Annotated in this window: 29 protein-coding genes and 1 tRNA gene; 25 read left to right on the forward strand and 5 right to left on the reverse strand. The window is 46.4% G+C overall.

Annotated elements, in window-relative coordinates; translation table 11 throughout:
* Nucleotide 1: 1 nt before the first annotated feature.
* From NSQ37_RS10030 to rpsN, 4 genes are all read left to right on the forward strand, one after another.
* Nucleotides 2-991: an aliphatic sulfonate ABC transporter substrate-binding protein gene (locus tag NSQ37_RS10030; RefSeq protein WP_020955546.1), complete on the forward strand. Its 990-nt coding sequence runs from the start codon at nucleotides 2-4 to the stop codon at nucleotides 989-991.
* The gene (locus NSQ37_RS10035) at nucleotides 991-1,824 is read left to right on the forward strand and encodes an ABC transporter permease (RefSeq protein ID WP_007408419.1); all 834 of its coding nucleotides are present in this window, start codon (nucleotides 991-993) and stop codon (nucleotides 1,822-1,824) included. Before NSQ37_RS10030 ends, NSQ37_RS10035 begins: the two co-directional genes overlap by 1 nt.
* A 24-nt stretch (nucleotides 1,825-1,848) precedes the next feature.
* Complete coding sequence (gene ssuD / locus NSQ37_RS10040) at nucleotides 1,849-2,985, forward strand: FMNH2-dependent alkanesulfonate monooxygenase (RefSeq protein WP_149061635.1); 1,137 nt, start codon at nucleotides 1,849-1,851, stop codon at nucleotides 2,983-2,985.
* A gap of 174 nt (nucleotides 2,986-3,159) precedes the next feature.
* Entirely contained in the window at nucleotides 3,160-3,429 is a 270-nt protein-coding gene (rpsN, locus tag NSQ37_RS10045) for a 30S ribosomal protein S14 (protein WP_025284463.1), read from the forward strand.
* Between the two features lie 20 nt (nucleotides 3,430-3,449).
* Here the strand turns inward: rpsN and NSQ37_RS10050 are convergent, their stop codons facing one another.
* Together NSQ37_RS10050 and NSQ37_RS10055 are read right to left on the reverse strand one after the other, a co-directional pair.
* Entirely contained in the window at nucleotides 3,450-3,917 is a 468-nt protein-coding gene (locus NSQ37_RS10050; RefSeq protein WP_007408423.1) for a hypothetical protein, read from the reverse strand.
* Complete coding sequence (locus NSQ37_RS10055; protein WP_003155407.1) at nucleotides 3,914-4,117, reverse strand: helix-turn-helix transcriptional regulator; 204 nt, start codon at nucleotides 4,115-4,117, stop codon at nucleotides 3,914-3,916. Before NSQ37_RS10055 ends, NSQ37_RS10050 begins: the two co-directional genes overlap by 4 nt.
* A 190-nt stretch (nucleotides 4,118-4,307) precedes the next feature.
* On the opposite strand from NSQ37_RS10055, the gene NSQ37_RS10060 reads away from it, so the two are divergent.
* Nucleotides 4,308-4,381, forward strand: a tRNA-Gly gene (locus NSQ37_RS10060).
* 89 nt (nucleotides 4,382-4,470) lie between these two features.
* Here the strand turns inward: NSQ37_RS10060 and NSQ37_RS10065 are convergent.
* On the reverse strand, nucleotides 4,471-5,094 hold the full coding sequence (locus tag NSQ37_RS10065) for a hypothetical protein (protein ID WP_326365221.1): 624 nt from the start codon (nucleotides 5,092-5,094) through the stop codon (nucleotides 4,471-4,473).
* Between the two features lie 84 nt (nucleotides 5,095-5,178).
* Between NSQ37_RS10065 and queG the strand changes: the two genes are divergently transcribed.
* From queG to NSQ37_RS10155, 18 genes are all read left to right on the forward strand, one after another.
* Complete coding sequence (gene queG / locus NSQ37_RS10070) at nucleotides 5,179-6,339, forward strand: tRNA epoxyqueuosine(34) reductase QueG (RefSeq protein ID WP_015239452.1); 1,161 nt, start codon at nucleotides 5,179-5,181, stop codon at nucleotides 6,337-6,339.
* A gap of 75 nt (nucleotides 6,340-6,414) precedes the next feature.
* Nucleotides 6,415-7,326: an amidase domain-containing protein gene (locus NSQ37_RS10075; protein WP_144464986.1), complete on the forward strand. Its 912-nt coding sequence runs from the start codon at nucleotides 6,415-6,417 to the stop codon at nucleotides 7,324-7,326.
* Between the two features lie 36 nt (nucleotides 7,327-7,362).
* A complete protein-coding gene (trmL, locus tag NSQ37_RS10080; protein ID WP_007610253.1) occupies nucleotides 7,363-7,845 on the forward strand; it encodes a tRNA (uridine(34)/cytosine(34)/5-carboxymethylaminomethyluridine(34)-2'-O)-methyltransferase TrmL in 483 nt (160 codons plus the stop codon).
* Nucleotides 7,846-7,981: 136 nt separating this feature from the next.
* Nucleotides 7,982-8,614, forward strand: a complete 633-nt coding sequence (locus tag NSQ37_RS10085; RefSeq protein ID WP_341123672.1) for a YhbD family protein — start codon at nucleotides 7,982-7,984, stop codon at nucleotides 8,612-8,614.
* The gene (locus NSQ37_RS10090) at nucleotides 8,605-9,318 is read left to right on the forward strand and encodes a polymer-forming cytoskeletal protein (RefSeq protein ID WP_007408429.1); all 714 of its coding nucleotides are present in this window, start codon (nucleotides 8,605-8,607) and stop codon (nucleotides 9,316-9,318) included. Before NSQ37_RS10085 ends, NSQ37_RS10090 begins: the two co-directional genes overlap by 10 nt.
* Nucleotides 9,319-9,329: 11 nt before the next feature.
* Nucleotides 9,330-10,040 (forward strand): hypothetical protein, encoded by a 711-nt coding sequence (locus NSQ37_RS10095; protein WP_072588933.1) that lies wholly within the window; start codon nucleotides 9,330-9,332, stop codon nucleotides 10,038-10,040.
* A 358-nt stretch (nucleotides 10,041-10,398) separates the two neighbouring features.
* Nucleotides 10,399-12,294 (forward strand): serine/threonine protein kinase PrkA, encoded by a 1,896-nt coding sequence (gene prkA / locus NSQ37_RS10100; RefSeq protein WP_003155391.1) that lies wholly within the window; start codon nucleotides 10,399-10,401, stop codon nucleotides 12,292-12,294.
* Nucleotides 12,295-12,484: 190 nt separating this feature from the next.
* Complete coding sequence (gene yhbH / locus NSQ37_RS10105; RefSeq protein WP_100001312.1) at nucleotides 12,485-13,669, forward strand: sporulation protein YhbH; 1,185 nt, start codon at nucleotides 12,485-12,487, stop codon at nucleotides 13,667-13,669.
* Between the two features lie 180 nt (nucleotides 13,670-13,849).
* Complete coding sequence (locus NSQ37_RS10110; protein ID WP_003155389.1) at nucleotides 13,850-14,314, forward strand: MarR family transcriptional regulator; 465 nt, start codon at nucleotides 13,850-13,852, stop codon at nucleotides 14,312-14,314.
* Nucleotides 14,315-14,350: 36 nt separating this feature from the next.
* Entirely contained in the window at nucleotides 14,351-15,016 is a 666-nt protein-coding gene (locus tag NSQ37_RS10115; protein WP_007610259.1) for an HlyD family secretion protein, read from the forward strand.
* A 40-nt stretch (nucleotides 15,017-15,056) separates the two neighbouring features.
* A complete protein-coding gene (locus NSQ37_RS10120) occupies nucleotides 15,057-16,652 on the forward strand; it encodes an MFS transporter (protein WP_003155387.1) in 1,596 nt (531 codons plus the stop codon).
* Nucleotides 16,653-16,676: 24 nt separating this feature from the next.
* Nucleotides 16,677-17,210, forward strand: a complete 534-nt coding sequence (locus NSQ37_RS10125; RefSeq protein WP_003155386.1) for an NAD(P)H-dependent oxidoreductase — start codon at nucleotides 16,677-16,679, stop codon at nucleotides 17,208-17,210.
* Between the two features lie 12 nt (nucleotides 17,211-17,222).
* Nucleotides 17,223-17,594: a hypothetical protein gene (locus NSQ37_RS10130; protein WP_025284468.1), complete on the forward strand. Its 372-nt coding sequence runs from the start codon at nucleotides 17,223-17,225 to the stop codon at nucleotides 17,592-17,594.
* 119 nt (nucleotides 17,595-17,713) lie between these two features.
* Complete coding sequence (locus NSQ37_RS10135) at nucleotides 17,714-18,481, forward strand: hypothetical protein (protein ID WP_012117148.1); 768 nt, start codon at nucleotides 17,714-17,716, stop codon at nucleotides 18,479-18,481.
* A gap of 2 nt (nucleotides 18,482-18,483) precedes the next feature.
* Nucleotides 18,484-18,861 (forward strand): GntR family transcriptional regulator, encoded by a 378-nt coding sequence (locus NSQ37_RS10140; RefSeq protein ID WP_061581849.1) that lies wholly within the window; start codon nucleotides 18,484-18,486, stop codon nucleotides 18,859-18,861.
* Nucleotides 18,851-19,567: an ATP-binding cassette domain-containing protein gene (locus NSQ37_RS10145; protein WP_025284469.1), complete on the forward strand. Its 717-nt coding sequence runs from the start codon at nucleotides 18,851-18,853 to the stop codon at nucleotides 19,565-19,567. The genes NSQ37_RS10140 and NSQ37_RS10145 overlap by 11 nt, the downstream gene beginning before the upstream one ends.
* Complete coding sequence (locus tag NSQ37_RS10150) at nucleotides 19,568-20,485, forward strand: ABC transporter ATP-binding protein (RefSeq protein WP_012117151.1); 918 nt, start codon at nucleotides 19,568-19,570, stop codon at nucleotides 20,483-20,485.
* Entirely contained in the window at nucleotides 20,478-21,425 is a 948-nt protein-coding gene (locus NSQ37_RS10155) for an ABC transporter permease (protein ID WP_025284471.1), read from the forward strand. The genes NSQ37_RS10150 and NSQ37_RS10155 overlap by 8 nt, the downstream gene beginning before the upstream one ends.
* Before the next feature lie 90 nt (nucleotides 21,426-21,515).
* On the opposite strand, the gene cspB is transcribed toward NSQ37_RS10155, so the two are convergent.
* Entirely contained in the window at nucleotides 21,516-21,716 is a 201-nt protein-coding gene (cspB, locus tag NSQ37_RS10160; RefSeq protein ID WP_003155376.1) for a cold shock-like protein CspB, read from the reverse strand.
* Nucleotides 21,717-22,098: 382 nt separating this feature from the next.
* Here cspB and NSQ37_RS10165 point away from each other — a divergent pair, with 382 nt between their 5' ends.
* On the forward strand, nucleotides 22,099-22,929 hold the full coding sequence (locus NSQ37_RS10165) for a MetQ/NlpA family ABC transporter substrate-binding protein (protein WP_122503798.1): 831 nt from the start codon (nucleotides 22,099-22,101) through the stop codon (nucleotides 22,927-22,929).
* A 16-nt stretch (nucleotides 22,930-22,945) separates the two neighbouring features.
* On the opposite strand, the gene NSQ37_RS10170 is transcribed toward NSQ37_RS10165, so the two are convergent.
* Nucleotides 22,946-24,025, reverse strand: coding sequence for a GGDEF domain-containing protein (locus tag NSQ37_RS10170; RefSeq protein ID WP_012117154.1), 1,080 nt, complete (start codon nucleotides 24,023-24,025; stop codon nucleotides 22,946-22,948).
* A 151-nt stretch (nucleotides 24,026-24,176) separates the two neighbouring features.
* On the opposite strand from NSQ37_RS10170, the gene NSQ37_RS10175 reads away from it, so the two are divergent.
* Nucleotides 24,177-25,568, forward strand: coding sequence for an L-cystine transporter (locus tag NSQ37_RS10175; protein WP_122503799.1), 1,392 nt, complete (start codon nucleotides 24,177-24,179; stop codon nucleotides 25,566-25,568).
* Nucleotides 25,569-25,585: the final 17 nt, after the last annotated feature.

The raw sequence follows: 25,585 nt of genomic DNA on the forward strand, positions 1-25,585 counted from the left end.
AGTGAAAAAAATCATCATTCTTTTAGCCGCAGCAGTCATGATGTCAGCCGGATGCAGTGCAGACAGGACAGGAGGGAGCGGGAAAACGGTGAAAGAAATCCGGATCGGCATCCAGCAGAGTTTAAGCCCGCTTCTCATTGCCAAGGAAAAAGGCTGGTTTGAAGAGGCCTTCAAAAAAGACGGAATAAAAGTAAAATGGGTCGAATTCCAAAGCGGTCCTCCGCAGTTTGAAGGTCTTGCCGCCGATAAGCTTGATTTTTCCCAGGTCGGCAATTCACCGGTCATTTCCGGTCAGGCGGCAGGGATTGATTTTAAAGAGATCGGGCTGTCTCAGGACGGGTTAAAGGCAAACGGCATTCTCGTAAACAAGGGCAGCGGGATTCAGAGCCTGAAAGAATTGAAAGGTAAAAAAATCGCTGTAGCCAAAGGCAGCAGCGGCTTTGATTTTCTCTATAAAGCTTTAGATAAAGCGGGGCTTTCCGCCGATGACGTCACCATCATCCAGCTTCAGCCTGATGAGGCGGTTTCCGCTTTTGAAAACAAATCAGTTGACGCATGGTCCATTTGGGAGCCGTATTTGTCAATTGAAACGCTGCAGCACGGGGCGGAAATATTGGCGAACGGAGAAAGCACAGATTTATATTCTCCCGGTTTCACGTTAGTCAGAACGGGATTTTCCAAAGAACACCCGGATGAGGTGGTCCGTTTTCTGAAAGTGTTCAATAAAGCAGTTGCATGGCAAAAGGAACACAAAGATGAAGCTGTCTCCTTATATGCGAAAATCAAACATCTTGATCCGAAAGTCGTCAGAAACGTGCTTAACAATACTGAGCCTCTCAATGAACCGATCAATGATGATATTGTCAAAGCCCAGCAGGAAACCGCTGATTTTCAATATCAAACAAAAGCGATTCATAAGAAAATTCATGTAAAAGACGTTGTCGACAATTCATTTATTAAAAAAGCGCTTGAAACGGGGGATGGCAAGTAATGAAAGCAGAAGCATCAACGGCTGCCGGCGCAATAAGCCAATCAGAAAAGAAAGCTCTGGCAAGATCCCGGAAGTATTCATACCAATGGATGAAAGGGATTGTACTCCCGGCTGCGGTCATCGCAGTATGGCAGTTTATCGCAAGTCTGGGCATCGTCTCGGCCACGGTGCTCCCCTCACCTGTCGTCATCTTGCAGACGTTTCAGGAACTTCTTCTTTCAGGTGAACTTTGGGGTCATTTAGAGATCAGTTTATACAGGGCTGCTGCCGGATTTCTGCTTGGCGCGGGCCTCGGACTTGTTTTCGGGCTGCTGGTCGGTTTCTCAAAGCGGACGGAAGCATATCTAGATCCGTCTCTGCAAATGCTCAGAACGGTTCCGCACTTGGCCGTGACTCCTCTGTTTATTTTGTGGTTCGGGTTTGATGAGACATCAAAAATTCTGCTGATCGCATTAGGGGCATTTTTCCCCGTGTACATTAATACGTTTCTCGGAATCCGCAGTGTGGACGCGAAGCTGTTTGACGTCGCGCGGGTGCTGGAATTTAACTGGTATCAGCAGATGACGAAATTAATTCTTCCGGCATCTCTGCCGAATATCCTGCTCGGCATCAGGCTCTCTCTCGGCATTGCGTGGCTCGGTCTCGTGGTGGCGGAACTGATGGGATCGAGCGAGGGCGTCGGTTATATGATTATGGATGCCAGACAATTTTCACAGACAAATAAGGTGTTTGTCGGCATTATCATTTTTGCGGCTGTCGGCAAGCTGACAGATGCATTGGTCAGAATGCTCGAACGGAAACTATTAAAATGGCGGAACAGTTATGAAGGGTAACCTATTAAAAAAGGAGAGATTCATATGGAGATTCTTTGGTTTATTCCGACGCATGGTGACGGCCGGTATTTAGGGACGCAAACGGGAGGGAGAACGGCGGATCATCTTTATTTTAAGCAAGTGGCACAGGCGGCGGACAGACTCGGGTATACGGGGGTTCTGCTGCCGACGGGGAGATCATGTGAAGACCCGTGGCTGACGGCTGCCGCTTTAGCGGGGGAAACGAGTGACTTGAAATTTTTAGTGGCGGTCCGTCCGGGACTGATGCAGCCGTCTGTCGCCGCGAGAATGGCGTCGACAATGGACCGGCTGTCAGACGGCCGTTTGTACGTAAATGTCGTAGCGGGCGGAGATCCTTATGAACTGGCGGGAGACGGTATGTTTATCAGCCACGATGAACGTTATAAGGCGACTGAAGAATTTTTAACCGTCTGGCGCGGACTCATGCGGGGCGAAACGGTGACATATGAAGGGGAGCATATCAAAGTGGAAAACAGCAATCTGCTGTTTCCGCCAAAGCAGTCTCCGCATCCGCCATTATATTTCGGCGGTTCATCACAGGCGGGAATTGAGGCTGCGGCGAAACATACAGATGTCTATTTAACATGGGGAGAGCCGCCGGAGCAGGTAAAAGAAAAGATTGAAACTGTTAAAAAACAGGCTGCCAAGGAAGGAAGGACGATGCGTTTTGGCATCAGACTTCACGTGATTGTCCGGGAGACTGAGGAAGAGGCATGGGAAGCGGCTGAACGATTAATCAGCCATTTAGACGAAGAGACGATTGCGAAAGCGCAGGCTTCGCTCCGGCGCGCTGATTCTTCGGGACAAAAACGGATGGCCGATCTCCATAACGGTGACCGCTCGAAGCTTGAGATCAGCCCGAATCTCTGGGCCGGCATCGGACTGGTCAGAGGCGGAGCGGGCACGGCGCTTGTCGGTGATCCGCAGACTGTCGCTGCTCGAATTTTAGAGTATCAGGCACTCGGCATTGAGTCGTTTATCTTTTCAGGCTACCCGCATCTGGAAGAAGCTTATTATCTGGCTGAACTCGTGTTTCCGCTTCTGCCGTTTCAGAATGAACGGACTAAAAAGCTTGAGCGCAGACTGGGTGAAGCAATGGGCAACGACCATTTTGCAAGAGGAAATAAAGCGAAAGTCTGATGACGTCGCAAGGCGGATAATTGACGGCGGGCGCTTTCTGCGGATTCATTTCCGGGGAAATGCCGGCAGTGAAGGCGGGTATTCACCCGCCTTTTTAAGCGCTTAGCTTGCACGATGCTCATATGGATGATATGATACAAAACGTAACAATTACGATTTGATAGGGGTGCTGAAATGGCAAAAAAATCAAAAGTGATCAAAGAGCTCAAGCGGCAGAAGCTTGTTGAACAATATGCGGACATCCGAAGAGAATTAAAGGCAAAAGGAGACTGGGAAGCGCTGAGCAAACTGCCGCGTGATTCTGCTCCGGGCAGGCTTCATAACCGCTGTACGGTGACGGGGCGGCCCCGCGGATATATGAGAAAATTTAAACTGTCCAGAATCGCATTCAGGGAGCTGGCCCATAAAGGCCGGATTCCCGGGGTGAAAAAAGCGAGCTGGTAATGTAAAAAACTCCGGATCTGTCATGAACCGGAGTTTTTGCCGTGCTTATGAAAAGTGAAAGCATAAGCCAAATGCTGAATCATCATCAGAATGAAAATCAAAAGAATCGGAAAAAAGGGAAGATGCGGCTGAATCAGCGGATAAAACAAAAGCAGAACGGCTGCGGCCGGCAATGAGAAGTAAACGGCGATATACGAGGAACGGCAAGCTTTAGCCGTCATCATTCGTTCTCTTTCATCCTGTTCCTCAAATTCATCGGGTACAAGCCTGTGCTTTTTGCCGTTTCGTTTTTTCTTTTCTGCATAGATATACAATGCGGCACAAACGGTAAACAGCAGAAACGGCGTGATATTCAGCTCAAATGAACCGCTCCCCTCCGTTTGGAAAAACTGAGCGATCCGCGGCGCCGCTTCCATAAAGGAAATAAGCGTCCAGCAGGCCAATCCGTAGAGCGCAAGGTGAAAACACGCTTTTCTTTTCAAACTCATTTTTTCTCCTCCTCCAGCCAGAACACTTCCTCCATCGGCAGGGAGAAAGCCCGGCAGATGTTAAGCGCCAATAAAAGTGAAGGCACATAATCTCCTTTTTCAATCGCTGCAATCGTCTGTCTGGTGGCTCCGGCTTCTTTTCCGAGCGTTTCCTGAGAATAGCCGAATCTGGCTCTCAGCTCTTTTACTTTATTTTTCATCATCAGGCGTACCTCAAGTTTTCTTCTTTTTTATATTGTATGAGACTCTTAACAAAATGTAAACCAAACTTAACATGTGGACAAAAAAAGAATTTTTTTCGACAAATTTTTTAACATTCCCTTGACGAAAAAAAAATAAACATGTAATATTAGAAACATCAAATCGGTACTGACAAAAAATAATTTTAATGCGGGTGTAGTTTAGTGGTAAAACCTCAGCCTTCCAAGCTGATGTCGTGAGTTCGATTCTCATCACCCGCTCCATACATACGTTATTAACGCAGTGTTTCGTTTCTCTGATAAACGAAGTATTGCGTTTTTTTATGTGAAAAAAGACACGAAGGCGTGTCTTTTTATGAAAGCCAAGAGACGGTATGCGTGCCTCCGTGAATTTGTTCAAACATTTTTGTTAAGGATGATAGCAGCTCATCCGCCGCGTCGGCATGAAATGAAGGCGGGAAAAAGATCAGCTGCAGCATTTTCTTTGTGCCGGGCGTGACAGGGCGTGTATTGATATGTCCGGTGAAGTCGCCGAAAACGCCGTCCGGGCCGGAGAAAGACAGTACGCTTTCTTTTTCTCCGATCGTAATTGAAATTGGTTGATCTATTTCTGCGGCGTCATACGCTAGGATAGGCAATGAATATTTCAAGGAGAAAAAAAGTATGGTATCATGGGCTGAATTCACACTTTCAATGAATCGTTCCCGGGAAATATCGCCGAGCATAAGCTCCATCGGCGTTTTTTGTCCTGAAAAGGCGGGACTGAGCTGTTCCATTATACGCGCCCACTCTTTTACAAAAGGCTGCTCATCTATACCGCCATCAGCATAATCAAAGTAAAGAGATTCTTGAAATAAACGGAGGCGGCCTTTCAGCATTTGCGGAGCAGGCCCGACTTCGATCTGTTCATATAAGACGGCTGCCGCTTTGATCCCCGGCACCCGTTCAGCAATAAGTGGATCTAAACTGATGTTCAAGTGTGTTCACTCCATTTCGGGATGATAAAACTCTATTATACCTGTGCGGGAGCCTGATCACAAAGAAAGGAGGCTGTGCAAAAAATGAATATTCATAAACTGAAAGAGGAATTAATCGAATACGCCAAAAGCATCGGAGTCGACAAAATCGGGTTTACGACGGCTGATACGTTCGACAGTCTGCGGGACCGGCTGATTCTTCAGGAATCACTCGGCTATTTATCCGGTTTTGAAGAGCCGGATATTGAAAAACGGGTTACTCCGTCTTTGCTTCTCCCGAAAGCCAAATCAATCGTCGCCATCGCCCTTGCGTATCCTTCCAAAATGAAAGATGCGCCGAGGAGCACGAGGGACGGGCGGCGCGGCATTTTTTGCAGAGCTTCCTGGGGGAAGGATTATCATGACGTGCTGAGGGAAAAGCTTGATCTGCTGGAGAATTTTCTCCAAAGCAAACATGAGGATATCCGCACGAAGTCAATGGTGGATACAGGAGAATTGTCCGACAGGGCCGTGGCTGAAAGGGCGGGAATCGGCTTCAGCGCCAAAAACTGCATGATCACCACGCCTGAATACGGCTCTTACGTCTATCTGGCTGAAATGATCACCAATCTGCCCTTTGAACCGGATGTGCCGATTGAAGATATGTGCGGTACGTGCACAAAATGTTTAGACGCGTGTCCGACCGGCGCGCTCGTCAATCCCGGACAGCTTAACGCCCAGCGCTGTATTTCGTTCCTGACCCAGACAAAGGGATTTTTGCCGGATGAGTTCCGCACGAAAATCGGAAACCGTCTGTATGGCTGTGACACGTGCCAGACGGTCTGTCCGATTAATAAGGGGAAAGATTTTCATCTTCATCCGCAGATGGAGCCTGATCCGGAAATCGCAAAGCCGCTGTTAAAGCCGCTTTTGACCATAAGCAACCGCGAATTCAAAGAAAAATTCGGACATGTATCGGGATCATGGCGCGGCAAGAAGCCGATACAGCGGAATGCGATTTTAGCTTTGGCTCATTTTAAAGATGCCTCGTCTCTTCCGGAATTAACGGCCTTGATGCACCAAGATCCGCGCCCCGTTATCAGAGGGACGGCCGCCTGGGCCATCGGGAAAATCGGTGATCCTGATTATGCGGGGGAATTAGAAAAAGCGCTTCAAAAGGAGCAGGATGAGGAAGCTATACGGGAAATTGAAAAGGGACTTGAGCTGTTATCGGTTTCTGATAAGACTAAAACCGGCCGGTCCTGACATATGTATAGAGAAAAAGCACTTGGCGTGAGTTCAAGTGTTTTTCTTTATAAAACAGTATGGTGGGTGGAGCGCTTGAAGCATATTATTGAAGATTTAGCGGAGGCCCGGCTTCATTATTTAATCAACGGAACCGAGATGAGGCACAATGGGCAGCCCGGCGATCTTGAGGTCCTGACGAGAAAAAAAGAGCTGTTTGAAAAACGGAAAGTTGACATTGTGAAAGCGAAGGCAAAAGCCGTCATTGTCAAAAGCAGCCTTGAGGACGACGGCACGTTATGCGTCATGTACACGATTCATTTCGAATATTTGTGCAAGGAGCATGACGGACACCTTTACTTAGAAGAGCAGATTGAGGAGCGGACTGCATTTCTCTATGATCAGCTTTTGATTAAAGATCGGGAAGTAAAGAAAAAACCGGCGGGATTTTCTGACGGAAACAGCGTAATTGAATATGAGCGGAGTGAACGGGAAGATTTCGGGCGGGCGTTTCTATACGACCGTCTGGCTGCCGTGCAGTACGCGGAGAAGTTTTGGAATAAACGAAATCCCGCTTATAACAATTTCAGCGACAACTGCACCAATTTTATTTCCCAATGTTTACATGCCGGAAAAGCACCGATGCGGGGGCATCCGAACAGAGGCTCAGGCTGGTGGATGAAGGCAAGCTCGTGGAGCTACAGCTGGACGGTCGCGCATTCGATGAAGATGTATCTGGCCCAATCCAAGGCAGGGCTTCGCGCGGTGCAAGTATCAAGAGCCGAAGAACTGATGCCCGGAGATATCATTTGCTATGATTTTGAAGGGGACGGCCGTTTTAATCATACGGCGATCGTGGTCGCGAAAGATAAAAGCAATATGCCGCTTGTCAATGCCCAAACGTATGACAGCAGAATGAGATATTGGTCATATGAGGATTCAACGGCGTATACTCCTTCCATCAGATATGCGTTTTTTCATATTACGGATGATACGACAAAAGAGTAATTAATGATATAATGGTGGGCGGAATAAAAAACAGAGGTGAACATCGTGGCATTACATGTCGTTTTATATCAACCCGAAATCCCGGCCAATACGGGAAATATCGCACGTACTTGTGCGGCAACAGACACAACGCTTCATTTGATCCGCCCGCTCGGATTCTCGACCGATGATAAAATGCTGAAGCGCGCCGGACTCGATTATTGGGAGTTCGTCAACGTCGTATATCATGATTCATTGGAAGAGTTATTTGAGGCATATGAGAACGGAAAGTTTTTCTTCATTACAAAATTCGGCCAAAAGCCGCACACATCATTTGATTACTCAAATACGGAGGAAGACTTTTTCTTCGTATTCGGCAGAGAAACGAGCGGACTTCCGAAAGAATTGATCGAAAACAATATGGACCGCTGCCTGCGTCTGCCGATGACCGAGCATGTGAGATCATTAAACCTGTCCAACACGGCCGCGATTCTTGTATATGAAGCGCTGCGCCAGCAAAATTACAGAGATTTGACGTGAAAAAAACGCCCGCATCCGGGCGTTTTTTTATTGAATAAAAAAGACGGACAGCAGCGGTTCACGGCGTTTTTATATTTATGGGCTTAACAACGTAACAGTGTTATGTTACAATACTTTCATCGAAGGAGCTGGATTCATGGAGGAACAACTGATTTCTAAAAAAGAATTGCTGGAAGAAACATCAATCTCATACGGGCAGCTGTACCGCTGGAAACGGAAAAATTTAATTCCTGAAGAATGGTTTATCCGAAAATCAACATTTACAGGCCAGGAAACATTTTTTCCGAGAGCGGAAATATTAAAACGCATCTCAAAAATACAGAAAATGAAAGAAAATCTGTCTCTGGATGAAATGAGAGAAATGCTGTCTCCGCAAATGACTGATGTCAATATAACGTCTGCGGAGCTGCTTCAAAAGGGACTGATTTCAAAAGCCGCGCTGCAAGTTTATGGCGAAGACGGTGTGATATTCACGTCCCGCCCGCTGCTGTCTTTATATGTGCTTGAAGGACTTTTGCAATCGGGCAATATCAGCCTTGAGGAAGGAAAATTGGCGGCAGGGGTGCTGAAAACGTATGAGGCTTCCGAACTGAAAGCAAATACGGAGCTTGTCATGCTCCGAAAGCTTGGCGTAACGACGTGCTTCATCGCAGACGCGGAACATATTTTATTTGAACCGACTGTCAAAGTGGTTGAACGGGTGGCGCTTGCTGCGGCATCGGAAGAATTAAAAACGAAATGGATGCAGGAGGACCATCAATGGAAGTAACAGATAAATTAATCATCAACGGTTCAGGAAGTTCAAAAGGAGGCCGTTTTCATACAGTAGAGATCAACGGAAGCGGCACGGTGTCAGGTGATGTGGAGTGCGCGAGCTTTTTGTTTAACGGCAGCGGAAAAACAGACGGACATGTCAAGACGCAAACGCTGACGATCAGCGGTTCGGGGAAAATTTCCGGCAGTGCCGAAGCTGAATCCATCCGTATCAACGGAACGGGTGTCATTAAAGGTGATGTCAAAACGGAGCGGCTGAACGTCGCGGGATTTTCATCTTTCGGCGGCGGTGTGAAAGCTGATGATATTTTCATATCCGGGAAAGCCGGGATTGAAGGCGATTGCGAGACAGAGACGTTCCGTTCGGAAGGCAAATGCAAGATCGGCGGCCTGCTGAATGCCGATGAAGTCAGTATTAAGCTGACGGCGGGAGAGAGCCGAGTGAAAGAAATTGGATGCCGCCATTTGAAAGTGATGAGCAGAAAGAGCGTGCTTACGCGTTTTAAGCTGATGCCGGCCCCGGTGCTGACAGCAGAGCTGATTGAAGGTGACATCATTGAATTGGCGGACACGAACGCGAAGACAGTCCGCGGAAATCATGTACAGATCGGCGCAGGCTGCACCATTGGGACTGTGGAATACAGCGGCGATTTTACATGTGATCCTTCCGCTTTGGTTAACAAAGTCGTGAAACGATAGGAGGAACTGCGATGGAAACGACAAAAAAATTGAGTCATTTAAAAATGTACGGAGCCGGACACGCCTCCGGCGGCTCCTACCAAAATGTAAGCATTAAAGGGGAAGGAACTGTCGGCGAAGGACTTCAAAGCGAACGCTGCCGGATATTCGGTACGGGACTTTTTCTCGGAGATGCCGAGATCAACAGGCTGAAAATTTTCGGAGAGCATGAAGTTGCAGGAGATTTATCAGCACGTTCAGCAAATGTGATGGGCACATTGAAAGTCGGCGGCTCCATGCGTTTCGCCACGATGAGGCTGAAAGGACTTGCTGAAATTGGCGGCGGGGCCGCGGGAGAGCGGTGTCATATAAAAGGCAGTCTCACCGTCAGCGGTGATTGCCAGACGGAGCTGCTTCATGTAACAGGATGTATCAATGTGGCGGGATTGTTAAACGCGGGGGACGTAAACATCCATTTGCGTTATGACCGAAGCCGCGTGAAAGAAATCGGCGGCACATCGATCACCGTCAGACGGAAACCCGGTTTTCTTAAACGGAAAGCCGGCACGCTTTCTGCTGAATTGATCGAAGGAGACGCAATTTACCTCGAATACACGGAAGCGGACATCGTCAGAGGAAAGCATGTGGAAATCGGCCCGGGCTGCAAAATCGGAAAAATCGAGTATCAAACAAGCTGCAAATCTCATGAAAAATCAACTGTCCAAGAACATATTCAAATATGAAACATTGTTATGTTGTACAGGAAAGGGTGCTCTTTATGAAGAGCACCCTTTTGCCGTTATTTGTTTTCAGGTTTGCTGTCGTAACCCGCCGTAAAAATGGATACTAAAAAAGTGAGAATGACCCCAAGTAAAATGATCGTTTTCATCATTTCTCCTCCTCTTTGCTTTTCCATTTGATGTCCGAGTCTGGATGAAACTGTATTTCTTTCATTATGAACGGTGCACCGGACCCTTGTCAATGACGGCCTTATAACGTCTTTATTTTTAAGAAACGAAAAGCATGTATTATCACGTCACCGCATAGATTGTAACAAAGTACCTTATTTCTAGTGCATTAACCATGATAGAGGAGGTTCTTATGGATATATTAAAGAAAATTGAAAAGTACAGAGAGGAAGAGCAGCGTCTCAAATGGGAAGGGACGTTCGCTGATTATTTGGAGATCATAAAAGAAAATCCATTGGTCGCGCAGTCTGCTCATTCTCGCGTTTTTAATATGATAAAAGACAGCGGAATCGAGGAGGATGACGGTAAAAAGACATACAGCTTTTTCTCGCGGGAGCTGTTCGGCCTTGAGGAATCTCTGGAACGGCTCGTGGAGGAATACTTTCACCCGGCTGCCAAGCGGCTCGATGTAAGAAAACGGATTTTACTATTGATGGGACCCGTCAGCGGCGGAAAGTCAACTCTTGTCACCATGCTGAAAAAAGGGCTTGAAGCCTACTCATTGACAGACAACGGCGCTGTTTACGCCATTAAAGGCTGCCCGATGCATGAAGATCCTCTCCATCTCATTCCCCATCATCTGCGCGACGACTTCTACAGAGAATACGGCATCAGAATTGAGGGCAGCCTTTCTCCGCTTAATGTCATGCGGCTTGAAGAAGAATACGGCGGCAGAATTGAGGATGTAAAGGTTGAACGTATATTCTTCTCGGAGGATAAACGTACCGGAATCGGAACCTTCAGCCCGTCTGACCCGAAATCACAGGATATCGCCGACTTGACGGGGAGTATTGATTTTTCAACAATTGCCGAATACGGCTCAGAATCAGATCCGCGCGCTTATCGGTTTGACGGTGAATTAAATAAAGCGAACCGCGGAATGATGGAGTTTCAGGAAATGCTGAAATGCGATGAAAAATTTCTGTGGCACCTTCTGTCACTCACGCAGGAAGGGAATTTCAAAGCCGGACGGTTTGCGCTCATCTCAGCCGACGAATTGGTTGTTGCGCATACGAACGAAACGGAGTACCGCTCGTTTATTGCCAATAAGAAAAATGAAGCCCTTCACTCCAGGATCATCGTGATGCCTGTTCCTTATAATTTAAAGGTGTCAGAGGAAGAACGGATTTATGAAAAAATGATTTCTGAAAGTGATGTTTCTGACGTACACATCGCCCCCCATACATTAAAAGTGGCCGCGATGTTTTCTATTTTGACCCGGCTGAAGGAACCGAACCGCTCTGATATTGATCTCGTCAAAAAAATGAGGCTTTATGACGGAGAAAGCGTTGAAGGTTACAATTCCGTTGATCTTGAGGATATGAAGAAGGAATTCCATGATGAAGGAATGAGCGGAATTGACCCGCGCTATGTCATCAACCGCATTTCCTCAACAATTATCAGAAAAAATATGGAATCGATCAATTCGCTTGACGTGCTGCGTTCCTTAAAAGAAGGACTTGACCAGCATCCGTCCATCTCCGCCGAGGACAAAGAGCGGTATATGAATTTTATTTCCGCCGCCAGGAAAGAGTACGATGACATCGCTAAAAAAGAAGTGCAGAAGGCGTTCGTCTATTCATATGAAGAATCCGCGAAAACTCTCATGGACAATTATTTAGATAATGTGGAAGCGTACTGCAATAAAAATAAGCTCCGCGATCCGCTGACGGGTGAAGAAATGAATCCTGACGAAAAACTGATGAGATCCATTGAAGAGCAGATCGGCATTTCAGAAAACGCGAAAAAAGCGTTCCGCGAAGAAATCTTAATCCGCATATCCGCCTATGCAAGAAAAGGAAAACGCTTTGACTATAATTCGCACGAAAGACTCCGCGAAGCGATTCAGAAAAAGCTGTTCGCAGACTTAAAAGACGTGGTGAAAATTACGACCTCAACCAAAACGCCGGATGAGCAGCAGCTTAAAAAGGTCAATGAGGTAGTGGCAAGGTTAATAGATGAACACGGCTATAATTCGACTAGCGCTAATGAACTGCTGAAGTATGTCGGAAGCTTGTTAAACCGCTGATGTTTGATTTCATTGAGAGGCCCGTCTGTAAAAGGACGGGTTCTTTTGTCTGTTTTTCGCAATTGTTTGTCAATTGGAGAGTCCGGCCGGCATAAGATAAAAATAAATCTTTTCGCCGGACTTGTTTCATAAACAGGACCAAGCCGGAATACACATGTAAAACGACCATAACGGTTAAGGAGGGGAATTCATGTCCCGTAATGACAGCGGAAATTTTTTGATTTCAGAGGAAGACTGGTCCCTCCATCGCAAAGGCTTTGACGACCAGCAGCGCCACCAAAAGAAAGTACAGGAAGCGATAAAAAACAACCTTCCGGATCTTGTCACTGAGGAAAGCATTATTATGTCCAACGGAAAAGATGTCGTGAAAATCCCGATTCGTTCGCTTGATGAATATAAAATCCGTTATAACTATGATAAAAATAAACATGTCGGCCAAGGCGACGGCGACAGCGAAGTCGGCGATGTCGTCGCAAGAGACGGCGCAGATAAAAAGCAGGGAGCTGGAAAAGGCCAGGGAGCCGGCGATCAGGCAGGCGAGGATTATTATGAAGCGGAAGTTTCATTGATGGATCTGGAAGAAGCGCTGTTTCAGGAATTAGAACTGCCGAATCTGCAGCAAAAGGAAAGGGACAATATCGTCCATACCGATATCGAGTTCAATGATATCCGGAAAACCGGGCTGACAGGGAATATCGATAAGAAAAGGACGATGCTGTCGGCCTATAAACGAAACGCCATGACAGGCAAGCCGTCGTTTTACCCTATTTATCCGGAAGATCTGAAATACAAAACATGGAATGATGTGACGAAGCCGGAATCGAAAGCTGTCGTTTTAGCGATGATGGATACAAGCGGTTCGATGGGCGTATGGGAAAAGTATATGGCGAGGAGCTTCTTTTTTTGGATGACACGATTTTTACGGACAAAGTATGAAACGGTTGATATCGAATTTATCGCCCACCATACGGAAGCGAAGGTTGTGTCCGAAGAAGATTTTTTCTCGAAAGGCGAGAGCGGGGGCACCATCTGTTCCTCCGTTTACCGGAAGTCTCTTGAATTAATTGATGAAAAATATGACCCCGCCCGCTACAACATCTATCCGTTTCATTTTTCAGACGGAGATAACCTGACTTCGGATAACGCCCGGTGCGTAAAGCTCGTCAATGACATCATGAAAAAATCGAATCTGTTCTGTTACGGTGAGGTCAATCAATATAACAGGCATTCCACCCTCATGTCCGCCTATAAAAATGTCAAAGATGATAAATTTAAATACTACGTCCTGAAACAGAAATCAGACGTATTTCAAGCGCTGAAAAGCTTTTTTAAAAATGAGGAAGCCGGTGTAAGCAAAGCATCGTATGAAACATAAAGCCGAGTGAAGAATCGTGCGGCCGCGGTTCTTCACCCGGCTTTTTTAAATTAAAAATAAAGAGAAAAAACGGCATAAAAAAAATCCTTAAAAAATGAAACTTTTCTCTTTACAAACCTTCTTTCATTTATTAATATTTTATCTTGTGAACTATTATTAAGGGAATGAGGTGAAAATACGGTGATTGAATCAGAGCTCGCTTTGCTCAGTTTTGAACAACTGTTTGATACTTCCAGATCGATTTACAAAAAGCAGAAAATGATTCTGGAGACAGTTCTTGAACCTTTTGATATTACAGTGCTGCAGTATCTGCTGATGTTCAAAATACATAAGAGCAAAAGCACGCAGCTTTCAAGGCTGGCTTTGTCGCTTGATCTGAAACCGGCGTCTGTCACGAGAATGACCGATATTCTGTATAAGCGCCGCCTAATGGTTCGGAGCGACTATCACGACGACCGGCGTGTTGTTATGATTCAGTTAACCGAAGAGGGGGAAGAACTTCTAAAGAAAGCTGCTGTTCAATATGCCGAAAAAGCGGCGGTCTTATACCGGCAGCTCAATACCGCTGAACTGCAGTACCTGCGCAAGCTTGCGGAAAGTTTAACGAAGCTTGCAAACGGCTGTGCAGTGAAAAACGGAAAATAAAAAAATCCCCACATATTTTTATCATCATTCCACAAAATGATAGAGGAAGAAACGAAAGGAGAAAACAAAATGAACAGAGGACGTTTAATTCTGACCAACATTATCGGTTTGATTGTTGTTCTTGCAATTATAGGCGGAGGTGCTTACTACTATTATCAAAGCACACACTATGTAAAAACCGATGAAGCAAAAGTTGCCGGCGACATGGCTGCTATCACAGCTCCTGCTGCGGGTAAAGTAACTGACTGGAACCTTGATGAGGGGAAAGAAGTAAGCAAAAACGACGTTGTTGCAAAAATCAAAGGACAGCAAAATGCTGACGTAAAAGCCATCATGGATGGAACAATCGTGAAAAACGAAGTGAAAAACGGCCAAATGGTGCAAGCCGGTACGACAATTGCCCAGGAAATTGACATGAAACACCTTTACATCACTGCAAACATTAAAGAAACAGATATTAGAGACATTGAAGTAGGAAACAAAGTAGACGTAATTGTTGACGGCGACCCTAATACAACATTTGACGGAACAGTAGAAGAAATCGGTTATGCGACAAATTCAACATTTGATATGCTGCCTTCTTCAAACTCAAGCGGCAACTACACAAAAGTAACGCAAAAAGTTCCTGTTAAAATTTCACTCAGCAACCCATCTGACAAGGTGCTTCCTGGTATGAACGCATCTGTAAAAATCTCTGAATAATACAGATCAGTCATCAAACCATGAAGGGAGGTTGTCTTAGGTGGCTAAATCAGATAATCAAGTAAAAAGTCCTAAAACATTGCTTATTGTGCTTATGGCCGGGTTATTCCTGGCGATCTTGAACCAAACGCTTCTTAACGTGGCGATGCCGCACTTAATGACCGAGTTCGGTGTGAGTGCGACGACGATTCAGTGGCTTACGACCGGATACATGCTGGTCAACGGTGTTTTGATTCCGTTATCTGCGTTCTTAATTACCCGGTTCGGACAGAGAAGCCTCTTTCTCGTAGCCATGTTCTGTTTTACAGCGGGAACGTTAGTCTGCGGAATCGCGCCTAACTTCTCAACCATGCTGATCGGCCGGTTAATTCAGGCGGTCGGCGGCGGTATCCTGCAGCCGCTGGTCATGACAACCATTCTGCTTATCTTCCCGCCTGAAAGCAGGGGGAAAGGAATGGGGATTTTCGGTCTTGCGATGATGTTTGCTCCGGCGGTCGGACCGACTCTCTCCGGCTGGATCATCGAGCATTACACATGGCGCATTATGTTCTACGGCCTTGTTCCGATCGGGGCAATCGTTATTATCATAGCGTTCTTCCTCTTTAAGAACTTGGTGGAACCGCAAAAAATCAAACTCGACAGCTTGGGTGCGATTCTATCCATTGTCGGATTTGCCTCATTGCTTTACGGAGTCAGTGAAGCGGGCAGCGACGGCTGGGGAGATCCGATCGTGCTGTCTACCGTCATTGTCGGTGTCATCGCGATTGCCGCGTTTGTCATTCAGCAATTGCGCTCTGAAAAACCGATGCTCGACTTCCGGGTATTTAAATATGATATTTTCTCACTTTCCAGTGTGATTAACATCATTATTACCGTTGCGCTTTACACAGGAATGTTCCTGCTTCCGATTTACCTGCAGAACTTAGTCGGCTTTACGGCGCTGCAATCGGGCCTCTTGCTATTGCCGGGCGCGATTGTCATGCTGATCATGTCGCCGATTTCCGGTATTCTGTTTGACAAAATCGGTCCAAGACCGCTTGCGATTATCGGGCTGGTCATCACGGTCGCAACGACATTCCAGTACACAAAATTGACAATTGACACACCTTACACGCACATTATGCTTGTCTATGCCATCCGCGCATTCGGTATGTCACTGTTAATGATGCCTGTTATGACAGCCGGAATGAACCAGCTTCCGGCACGGTTGAACAGCCACGGCACGGCGATGAGCAACACGCTTCGCCAGATCAGCGGTTCAATCGGAACAAGTTTGATCACAACGATTTATACGAACCGTACGACAATGCACTATTCGCAGATTGCGGATAAAACGAGCACGGCTGATCCAAGCTTCATGCAGTCGTTCCAAAGCGCGGTTTCGAATTTAATGGTCAACATGAACATGTCGCTTGATGCGGCGAAACAAACCGTTTATTCTTATCTCTACAAAACAGCTTCACTTAATTCCAACGTTATGGGGATTAATGACGCGTTTATGTGGGCGACGATCTTTGCGGTTATCGGCGTAGTCCTGAGCCTGTTCTTGCGTGACGTACGGAAAGACAAACAGCGGGCGAAGAAAAAAGAGGAGCTGTCATTGCTTCCGGCCCCTAAAGAAGTGAAGGAATCTTAATCATCTGAATGGGAGGTTTCCTGAATGAAAATTTACGTAGTGTACGATAGTGAAGGCGAACATACAAAACACCTTGCTGAAGCCATTGCCGAAGGAGCACGAGAAAACGCTGAGGCTGAAGTCCTGATCGACCATGTCGATCAAGCAGACATCCGCAAGCTGAAAGACATGGATGCCATTATCTGGGGATGCCCGGGACACTTTGGCACCATCAGTTCAGGCTTAAAAGCGTGGATCGACAGACTCGGCTATCTGTGGGCTGAAGGCGAGCTGATTGATAAAGTCGGCGCCGTATTCTGTACGACGGCGACAACACATGGCGGATTAGAAATGACAATGCACAATCTGATCACTCCTATGTTTCACCAAGGCATGATTGTTGTCGGACTTCCCGGCAACGTTCCTGAAAACGCGCTGTACGGCTCTTACTACGGCGCGGGCGTCACATGCCCGGTTGACAGCGATGTGCTGATGACGGAAGAAGGCCTTCAATTAGGCCGTGCGCTTGGCAGACGTGTCAGCCAAGTCACAGGTAATCTAACTGCCGGACGACAGTAAGGAGAGGGTTATATGGCCATTATTATAGCGGTTATTGCTGCTGTCATTGTGATTGCACTTCTTATCACATTCAATGTCCGCAGCACTTCTGCAGGACAGAATGTCAAAGAAGAAAAGAGAGAAGCGATCGGCACTACAGCCGAACAGCCGGAAAAGCATGATCCGGCCGAGGAGCGCTCAGCCGAGCATGCTCCAGTCGTTGTAAAATCTGAATCTCCCCGTGAGAAAAAGAATACAATGGGCGATGATGTGTACCGTCAGGCGCTTCAGAAGTTTAAGACTTCTGAGACGGATCAGGAACCAAACGATCCTGATAGCGGCGGCAAAATGCAGGATAGCAGCTATCGTGATGCGCTGCTCTCCTTAAAAAACAAAAAGAAGTAATTGAAAAGGCAAATCTGCGTAAGAGCGGATTTGTCTTTTTTTTATTGAAGATATTGTAATACGTGATGATCTAGTGTACTATGTTACTCATACACTTGATCCGAATGGAGAGAGAAAGAATGACATCGTTTTTAGGTTTGCTGAAAAAAGATGCGAAAGTTTCATGGATTTGGCTCGCGGTGTGGCTTTGCGGCATGATTTGCTGGGCGTTTGCAGCCCATGTCATCGCTGCCCGTCAGAAAGAACCGCTCGTCATTTTCGGCTTTTTTACGGCAATGGGGTTTTTTCAATTTCTTGTAGCGCCGCTTTTTATGTACTATCACCTTCATAAAGAAGGAAAAAATCAGCTGTGGCTTTACAATCCGAATGGAGGATTTTATCTGCTGGCTTCCAAGCTGACGGCCTCACTGCTGTATCAGTTGATCGGGCAGCTGGCGCTGACCGGTTACGGTATTTGGATGTACCGGATGCTTTCTGCAAAAGGAGCGCTGGAACACACCATTCCCCTGGCCGGCACATTAACCGGACTGAATGCTTACCTGCTGATCAGTTCAGCGTATTTATCTGTGATCGTGGCCGTCTTTTGGACTGTTTTTCACTCATTAAAACATGTTCCCGTCCTCCGTTGGGTGATCTGCATCGTGCTTGCGTTTGTCTGGACCTATATTGACGATAAAATCATTACGCCTTTCACTTCATCTCAACATGATTTATGGCCGGTAAAAGTGTATGCGGATTTTGATTTTCACTATACAAAATTGACCGGCTGGACGGTGGAGCTGAAGGCCGTCCACATCTCGCTTTTCAGCTTCCTGGCAGTGATCGTGCTTGCGGCGCTCTGTCTCGCACTGGCCTCTATGCTGCTGAATCGAAAGGTTGAGGTGTAATGATGGAGAATGAATTTCAGTCATCCAAGCCGATTTATCTGCAGATTGCCGATCGTGTATATTACCGGCTGATCCGAAGTGAGCTTTCACCGGGGGACAAACTGCCGTCCGTAAGGGAGATGGCCGTACAGATGAAAGTGAATCCGAATACGATACAAAGAACGTACAGTGAAATGGAAAGGCTGGGGATCGTGGAGACGAGAAGAGGACAGGGAACCTTTGTAGCGGAAAGGTCCGATCTGAAAGTGGAGCTGAAAGACAGGCTGACTAAAGACGTTTTCAAACGCTTTATTCAGGAAATGGCGGAGCTGGGGCTATCTCCTGAGGAAATGATCGACGGGATCAAACAATATGCGGAGGAAGCAAACGATGAATCTTGATTTTGAACGCGTAACAAAAAAATACGGCCGCAGGCTCGCGGTCAGCGATGTATCATTTTCATTGTCTCCGGGTAAAATCTACGGAATTTTAGGGCCGAACGGAAGCGGTAAATCAACAACGCTTAAAATGCTTGCCGGGCTTGCGTTCCCGACCTCGGGCGCCGTCCGGATCGGAGACTGCGCAGTAAGCAGGAACATGCTGTTTCGTACGGCTTATTTAACCGAACATGATATGTTTTTCGCCCGGACGACCGTCGGTGATATGCTCACATTTTATCATTCGCAATTCCCGGATTTTCAGCTGGAAAAAGCACATAACCTATTAACGGAAATGAATCTTTCAGCGAAGCAGAAGATAAAAGAGCTGTCCAAAGGCAGCCGGGGCAGGCTGAAAATCGTTTTGGCCCTGTCGAGAAAAGCATCCGTCATTCTGCTGGATGAGCCGTTTTCAGGTCTTGATCCGGCGGTCAGAGAATCGATTGTCAACAGTCTCGTATCTTATATTGATTTTGACAGCCAGATCGTCGTCATCGCCACGCATGAGATCGGCGAGATTGAGACGCTGTTAGACGAAGTGATGGTTTTCATAAAAGGGAAAATCGCTGAACGGCGCGAGGTCGAAGAAATTAGGGAACAGGAAGGAATGTCCGTGCTGCAATGGTACAGAAGCGTCATGCAGGCGCACGAAATAGAAGGGGGATTCTAATTGGAAACGGTATTAGAACTGCAACAGGTAAAGAAAACGATAAAAGGACGAACGATTATTCATGATCTGAGCTTCTCCGTCCGGGCGGGCGAAGTGTTTGGGTTTCTAGGGCCGAACGGAGCGGGGAAAACCACTACGATCAGAATGATGGTCGGATTAATGAAACTGTCTCAGGGAGACATCGTAATCTGCGGGGAATCCATTACGAAAAACTATGCAAAAGCGGTCAGGCACGTCGGAGCCATCGTGGAAAACCCGGAGCTGTACAAATTCCTGAGCGGTTATAAAAATTTACAGCAGTACGCAAGGATGGTAAAAGGCGTTACGAAAGAAAAAATAGATGAGGTCATCGAGCTCGTCGGGTTGCAGGACAGAATACATGACAAAGTAAAAACCTACTCTCTCGGAATGAGACAGCGTCTCGGCCTCGCCCAAAGCCTGCTGCATAATCCTAAGGTGCTGATTCTGGATGAACCGACAAACGGCCTTGATCCCGCGGGCATCAGGGAAATCAGGGACCATCTGAAAAAGCTGACACGTGAAAAAGGAATGGCTGTCATCGTCTCAAGCCATCTGCTGTCAGAAATGGAGTTAATGTGCGACCGAATCGGCATTCTGCAAAAAGGGGAGCTTGTCGATATTCAAAAAGTAAGGGATGAAGGAAAAGAGGATAAAGATACATACTTCTTCCATATTGAACAAAGAGAAGAGGCTCTTGCCGTTCTGAGTCAGTTTGACTGTGTGAAGAAGACAAACGGCATTGAGATCAAGCTGTCAAAACAGGAAGTGCCTGATGTGATTTCACTGCTCGTCCGTGAAAACATCCGCTTATATGAAGTGAAAATCATGACAAAATCTTTGGAAGACCGTTTCTTGGAGATTACCGGCGGGACGAAAGAGGAGGTTCAATATGTTTAAGCTGATCTATAATGAATGGATAAAAATTTTCAGCCGCGTCGGCACGTGGGCTATGATTGTAATTTTAGGCGTTTCGATGATCGGTTTTGCGCTTCTGTCAAACCATTTCACCTCGAGCGAAGCCAATCCGAATTGGAAACAGGAGCTCCAGGCCGAAAACAAAGAAATGAAACAGCAGATGAAGGAAACCGGAAACCAGACGCTCATTGATAACCTGAAACAGAATGTCGCGATAAATCAATACCGTATGGATCATAACATCCCTGAGGATACAGGGTACACAGTGTGGTCATACGTAGCTGATTCTTCGATGATGACTGTTTTGACCGGGCTGTTTACGATTATCATTGCCGCAGGCATCGTGGCGAATGAGTTCAACTGGGGGACGATCAAGCTGCTGGCTATCCGTCCGCTCAGCCGTTTTCAGATTTTGCTTTCTAAATATATGACGGTGCTGCTGTTCGGACTGCTGATGCTTGTGATTTTATTTGCCGGCTCCGCTCTGTTGGGATTGGTCTTTTTCGGTACAGGGGGAGATACTGCGGCTGATGTTCATCTCGTATACAAAGACGGCCATGTTTTTGAGCAAAATATCATCGCCTTCCTCGCTAAAACATATGTCTATGAATCTGTCTCCGCTTTTATGCTTGCGACGATGGCGTTTATGCTGTCTGCGGTATTCCGGAACAGCTCATTAGCGGTCGGATTTTCTATTTTTCTATTGGTTATGGGAAACACGGCGACTGTATTTCTTGCCACGAAATTTGAATGGACCAAATATATTTTATTCGCCAATACGGATTTGTCGCAATATATGAACGGGACTCCTTTAGTAGAGGGGATGACGATGACATTTTCGGTTGTGATGCTTGTGATTTACTTCGTTATTTTTCTGGCGCTCGCATTCGGCGTCTTCTTAAAACGCGATATTGCCACCTGATATAAAAAGCTGTTTTGCCTTTGCAAAACAGCTTTTCGTTTTAGATGAAAAAAACCCTGCCGGCGTACACCGGCAGGGTTTTTAAACAATTTATGCTTTTGTTACGTTAGCAGCTTGTGGTCCGCGGTTTCCTTCAACGATTTCGAAAGAAACAGATTGGCCTTCTTCTAAAGTTTTGAAGCCTTCGCCTTGAATAGCAGAGAAGTGAACGAATACATCGTCTTGACCTTCTACTTCGATGAATCCGAATCCTTTTTCAGAGTTGAACCATTTTACTTTACCTTCTAACATGAAATTTCCTCCTAAAGCGACATAACGCTTAAATTCACTATTCTTGCTCTAAAACAAACTTCCAAGACGAAAACTCTTACAAAACTTTCTTCTTAAAGATAGTTCGAACAAAAATAATTACCTTTACTCTACCAGTAATTCGAAGAAAAAACAACTGCTAAATGTAACTTTTTTCGAAATAACATGTTTTAAGAGGAGAACGCTCTGATACGGAAATCTGATTTGAGACTAGAACAGCCCATTTTCAGCTGATAAAAACCGCTTTGCAGCCTCTTAAGGAAGCAATTGACAACCCTTTTTTTAATCGGTATTGTATGTAATCATGAGCCCGAATACCATGGTGCAGCCTCTGTACATAAAAATAGATAGGGAGTAGGTCAACTTGAACCTGCGGCTTATAAACAGTCTGTTTCTTTTCATTTTGATCATATCACTTACTTCATGCCATTATCCTGACGGGAACCGGACAATTACTATCGGAATCAATGAATCTGATCAATCGATCTGGGAGTTTGTCGCGAAAAAAGCCGGTGAGGAAGGATTGCAGCTTTCTTTGGTAACGTTTTCGGATTATGCCGAGGCCGATTTGGCGCTTGCCGGCGGGGATCTCGACGCCAATGCGTTTCAATCCGTTTCTTATTTTCAATCTTTGCCGCCTCATGTGAAAAAGAAGCTGGCTCCTTTAGGAACGACATATGCGGCATCGCTGGGGGTGTATTCCAAGCAACATAAACGGCTGAAGGATATACCGGACGGAGCGGTCATTGCTGTGCCTGGTGAAGCGGCGGCCTTCGGCAGGGCGCTTTTTCTCATGCAGGAGGCCGGACTGATGACATTGAAAAAGGGATTCACCGGTACGGGTTCAACTGATATGATCAAGGACAACCCGAAGCATCTGACCTTAAAAACGGAAACAAAAAAGAACGCCTATCAGGCGGCGGAACATGCTGACGCAGCAGTTCTCAGTCAAAGCGAGGCGAAAAGAGCAGGATTTCATGCGGAGAAGGACGCGCTGATCCGATCGGCGCAAATGAAGGAAGCGTATATTCATCTGATCGCCGTCAGGGCTGAGGATAAAGATGATGAACGGATGCAAAAACTCCTGTCTTTGTATCAATCAGATGATACCGCGGCGTTTATTGAAAAAGAATATGAGGGCAGCCTGATTCCTGTTTTCCTGAGGGGCGGCTTTCTCACTGAAAAGAAAGAATGATTTCCTCTTCGGGCGATCATTCTTTTTTTTCAGTGCTGCACACTTGATTGCGCCCTGATGTTTTCGCTTTGTACAGCATCCGGTCCGCGATCAGGGGCAATGTCTGAGGGTCCGATGTATTTGTCGGATAATGCGCGATGCCGAGGGAAACGGTCACGGGAATTGTATCTCCGCTCGTCAGCAGAATCGGGTTCGCGTCAATCGTGTGCCTGATTTCTTCTGCGAGGTGAAGCCCTTTTGTATACGTGCAATTGGGCATAAGCACGGCAAATTCTTCCCCGCCGATGCGGGCTGACGGATCAGAACTGCTGAGTAAGAGCCTCAGGCGCGCCCCCAGTTCCTTCAGCACTTGGTCCCCTTCATAATGGCCGTATTGATCATTGATCTGCTTAAAGTGATCAATATCCAAATAAATAAGCGCGAGCTGAGACGAGGGGGATTGAGACGCCCGATCGTACAGAACGCGCGAGACTTCCTCGAATTTTCTCTTATTAAAAATCCCCGTCAGAAAATCATAATTCGCTTGAAACTTGTATTGCTTGAACAAAAGGCGGGCATCGGCTTCGTGTTTAATGATATACAGCGACAGCATTCCGCCCAAGGTAGAAATGAGCCAAAAATAAACGAGGGCCCCGGCAGGCTGTTCAGGCATAAGTAACAGCAGCGTCAGGGTGATAATAACATTTGAAAAGAGCAGCATAACGAACGCATTTTTGTGATTCGGCTTTTTTCCTCTGAATACGGCCACAGAAAGTATCGCAATCATGCCGACTGCGGCGATAGAATAAATGGCGCTGGCATTGAAATTGATCAGGATACGGCCTGCCACGATAATGAAAAAGGCAGCTGCTGTAGACACCCAGCCTCCGTAAAGAGCGGCGATGATAATGGGGATATTTCTGAGATCAATGATGGAATCGGAGTAAGAAAAGCCGAAAGCAATCAGAAAAACCCCTAAAAGCCCGCAAACCGCCCCCTTCAGTAATTGAAACATCGGACGGTCTTCTTTATGTGAAAGCGACTCTTTAAAAAGAACGGTGAAGAGATAATTAAATGTGATTAAAATCGTCAAATTAAGAAACAGTTCCTTCAGCATAACAATCACCCTTATATAAGTTACTAAAGAAAGGATGGAAAGAAAAGAGAAAAATCATTAAAAATACATATATTGTCAATTCTTACTTGACCGATCGGAATTGATGTAATATAGTGTTTAAGGATAATGAGCAAGGGAGTGTTTACCTGTTTTGGAGAATTTATTTGTAATCTTACATGTTTTTATTTTGTTTTTGTTTATAGCAGGTCTGTTTGTGATGCAAAAAAAACACGTTTCCTTTTCTAAACGTGTCTTTACCGCACTCGGATTAGGCATTGTATTCGGTTTTGCACTGCAATTGATTTACGGGCCGGCTTCACATATCGTGACACAAACGGCCGATTGGTTTAATATTGCCGGCGGCGGTTATGTCAAATTGCTTCAGATGATCGTCATGCCGCTAGTCTTTATTTCTATTCTCGGCGCATTTACGAAGCTGAAACTGACCCATAACATCGGGAAAATCAGCGGACTGATCATCGGAATTTTGATTGCTACGACAGCAATTGCCGCGGCAGTCGGAATTGTTTCGGCGCTTTCCTTTGATCTGAAAGCCGTTCATATCGACCAGGGGAGCACTGAGTTATCAAGGGGTCAGGAGCTGCAGCAAAAATCTGAGGATATGACGGCCAAAACGCTGCCTCAGCAAATCGTTGAGCTTCTGCCGGGGAATCCGTTTCTTGATTTCACGGGAGCCAGACCGACTTCCACCATCGGAGTCGTTATTTTCGCCGCTTTCCTCGGCATCGCTTTTCTGGGCGTGAAACGGAAGCAGCCGGAGCACGCAGCGACATTCAGCGGAATTGTCGATGCGGTTTACGCGATTATTATGCGCGTCGTGACATTAATTTTAAGACTGACGCCTTACGGGGTATTGGCGATTATGACCAAAACGATCGCGACAAGCGACATCGACAGCATTGCGAAACTGGGGATGTTTGTGATCGCTTCATACGCCGCGCTTATCGCCATGTTTATCATTCACTTGCTGCTGATCACGTTCAGCGGTTTAAATCCGATCACATACGTGAAAAAAGCATTTCCGGTTATGGTGTTTGCGTTTACGTCCCGTTCAAGCGCAGGGGCTTTGCCGCTCAATATTAAAACACAAAAAAGCATGGGCGTACCGGAAGGCATTGCGAACTTCGCCGGTTCATTCGGCTTATCAATCGGTCAAAACGGCTGTGCCGGCATTTACCCGGCGATGCTCGCGATGATGATTGCGCCGACAGTAGGGCAAAACCCGTTTGAACCGGGATTTATCATCTCCGTCATCGCCATCGTGGCAATCAGTTCATTCGGTGTAGCAGGCGTGGGAGGCGGCGCGACATTTGCGGCTCTGCTCGTCCTATCCTCTTTGAACATGCCTGTCGCGCTTGCCGGGCTGCTCATTTCAATTGAGCCGTTAATTGACATGGGGCGCACCGCCTTAAATGTCAGCGGCAGTATGACCGCAGGGCTGTTAACAAGTAAAATGACGAAGGAAACCGATACCGCGGTGTACAATGATTCCTCAATCGTCATTGAAGCTGAAGAAGCTTAACAAAAGCAGATCGATGG

The sequence above is a fragment of the Bacillus sp. FSL P4-0334 genome, assembly GCF_038004825.1.
GTDB lineage: Bacteria > Bacillota > Bacilli > Bacillales > Bacillaceae > Bacillus > Bacillus velezensis.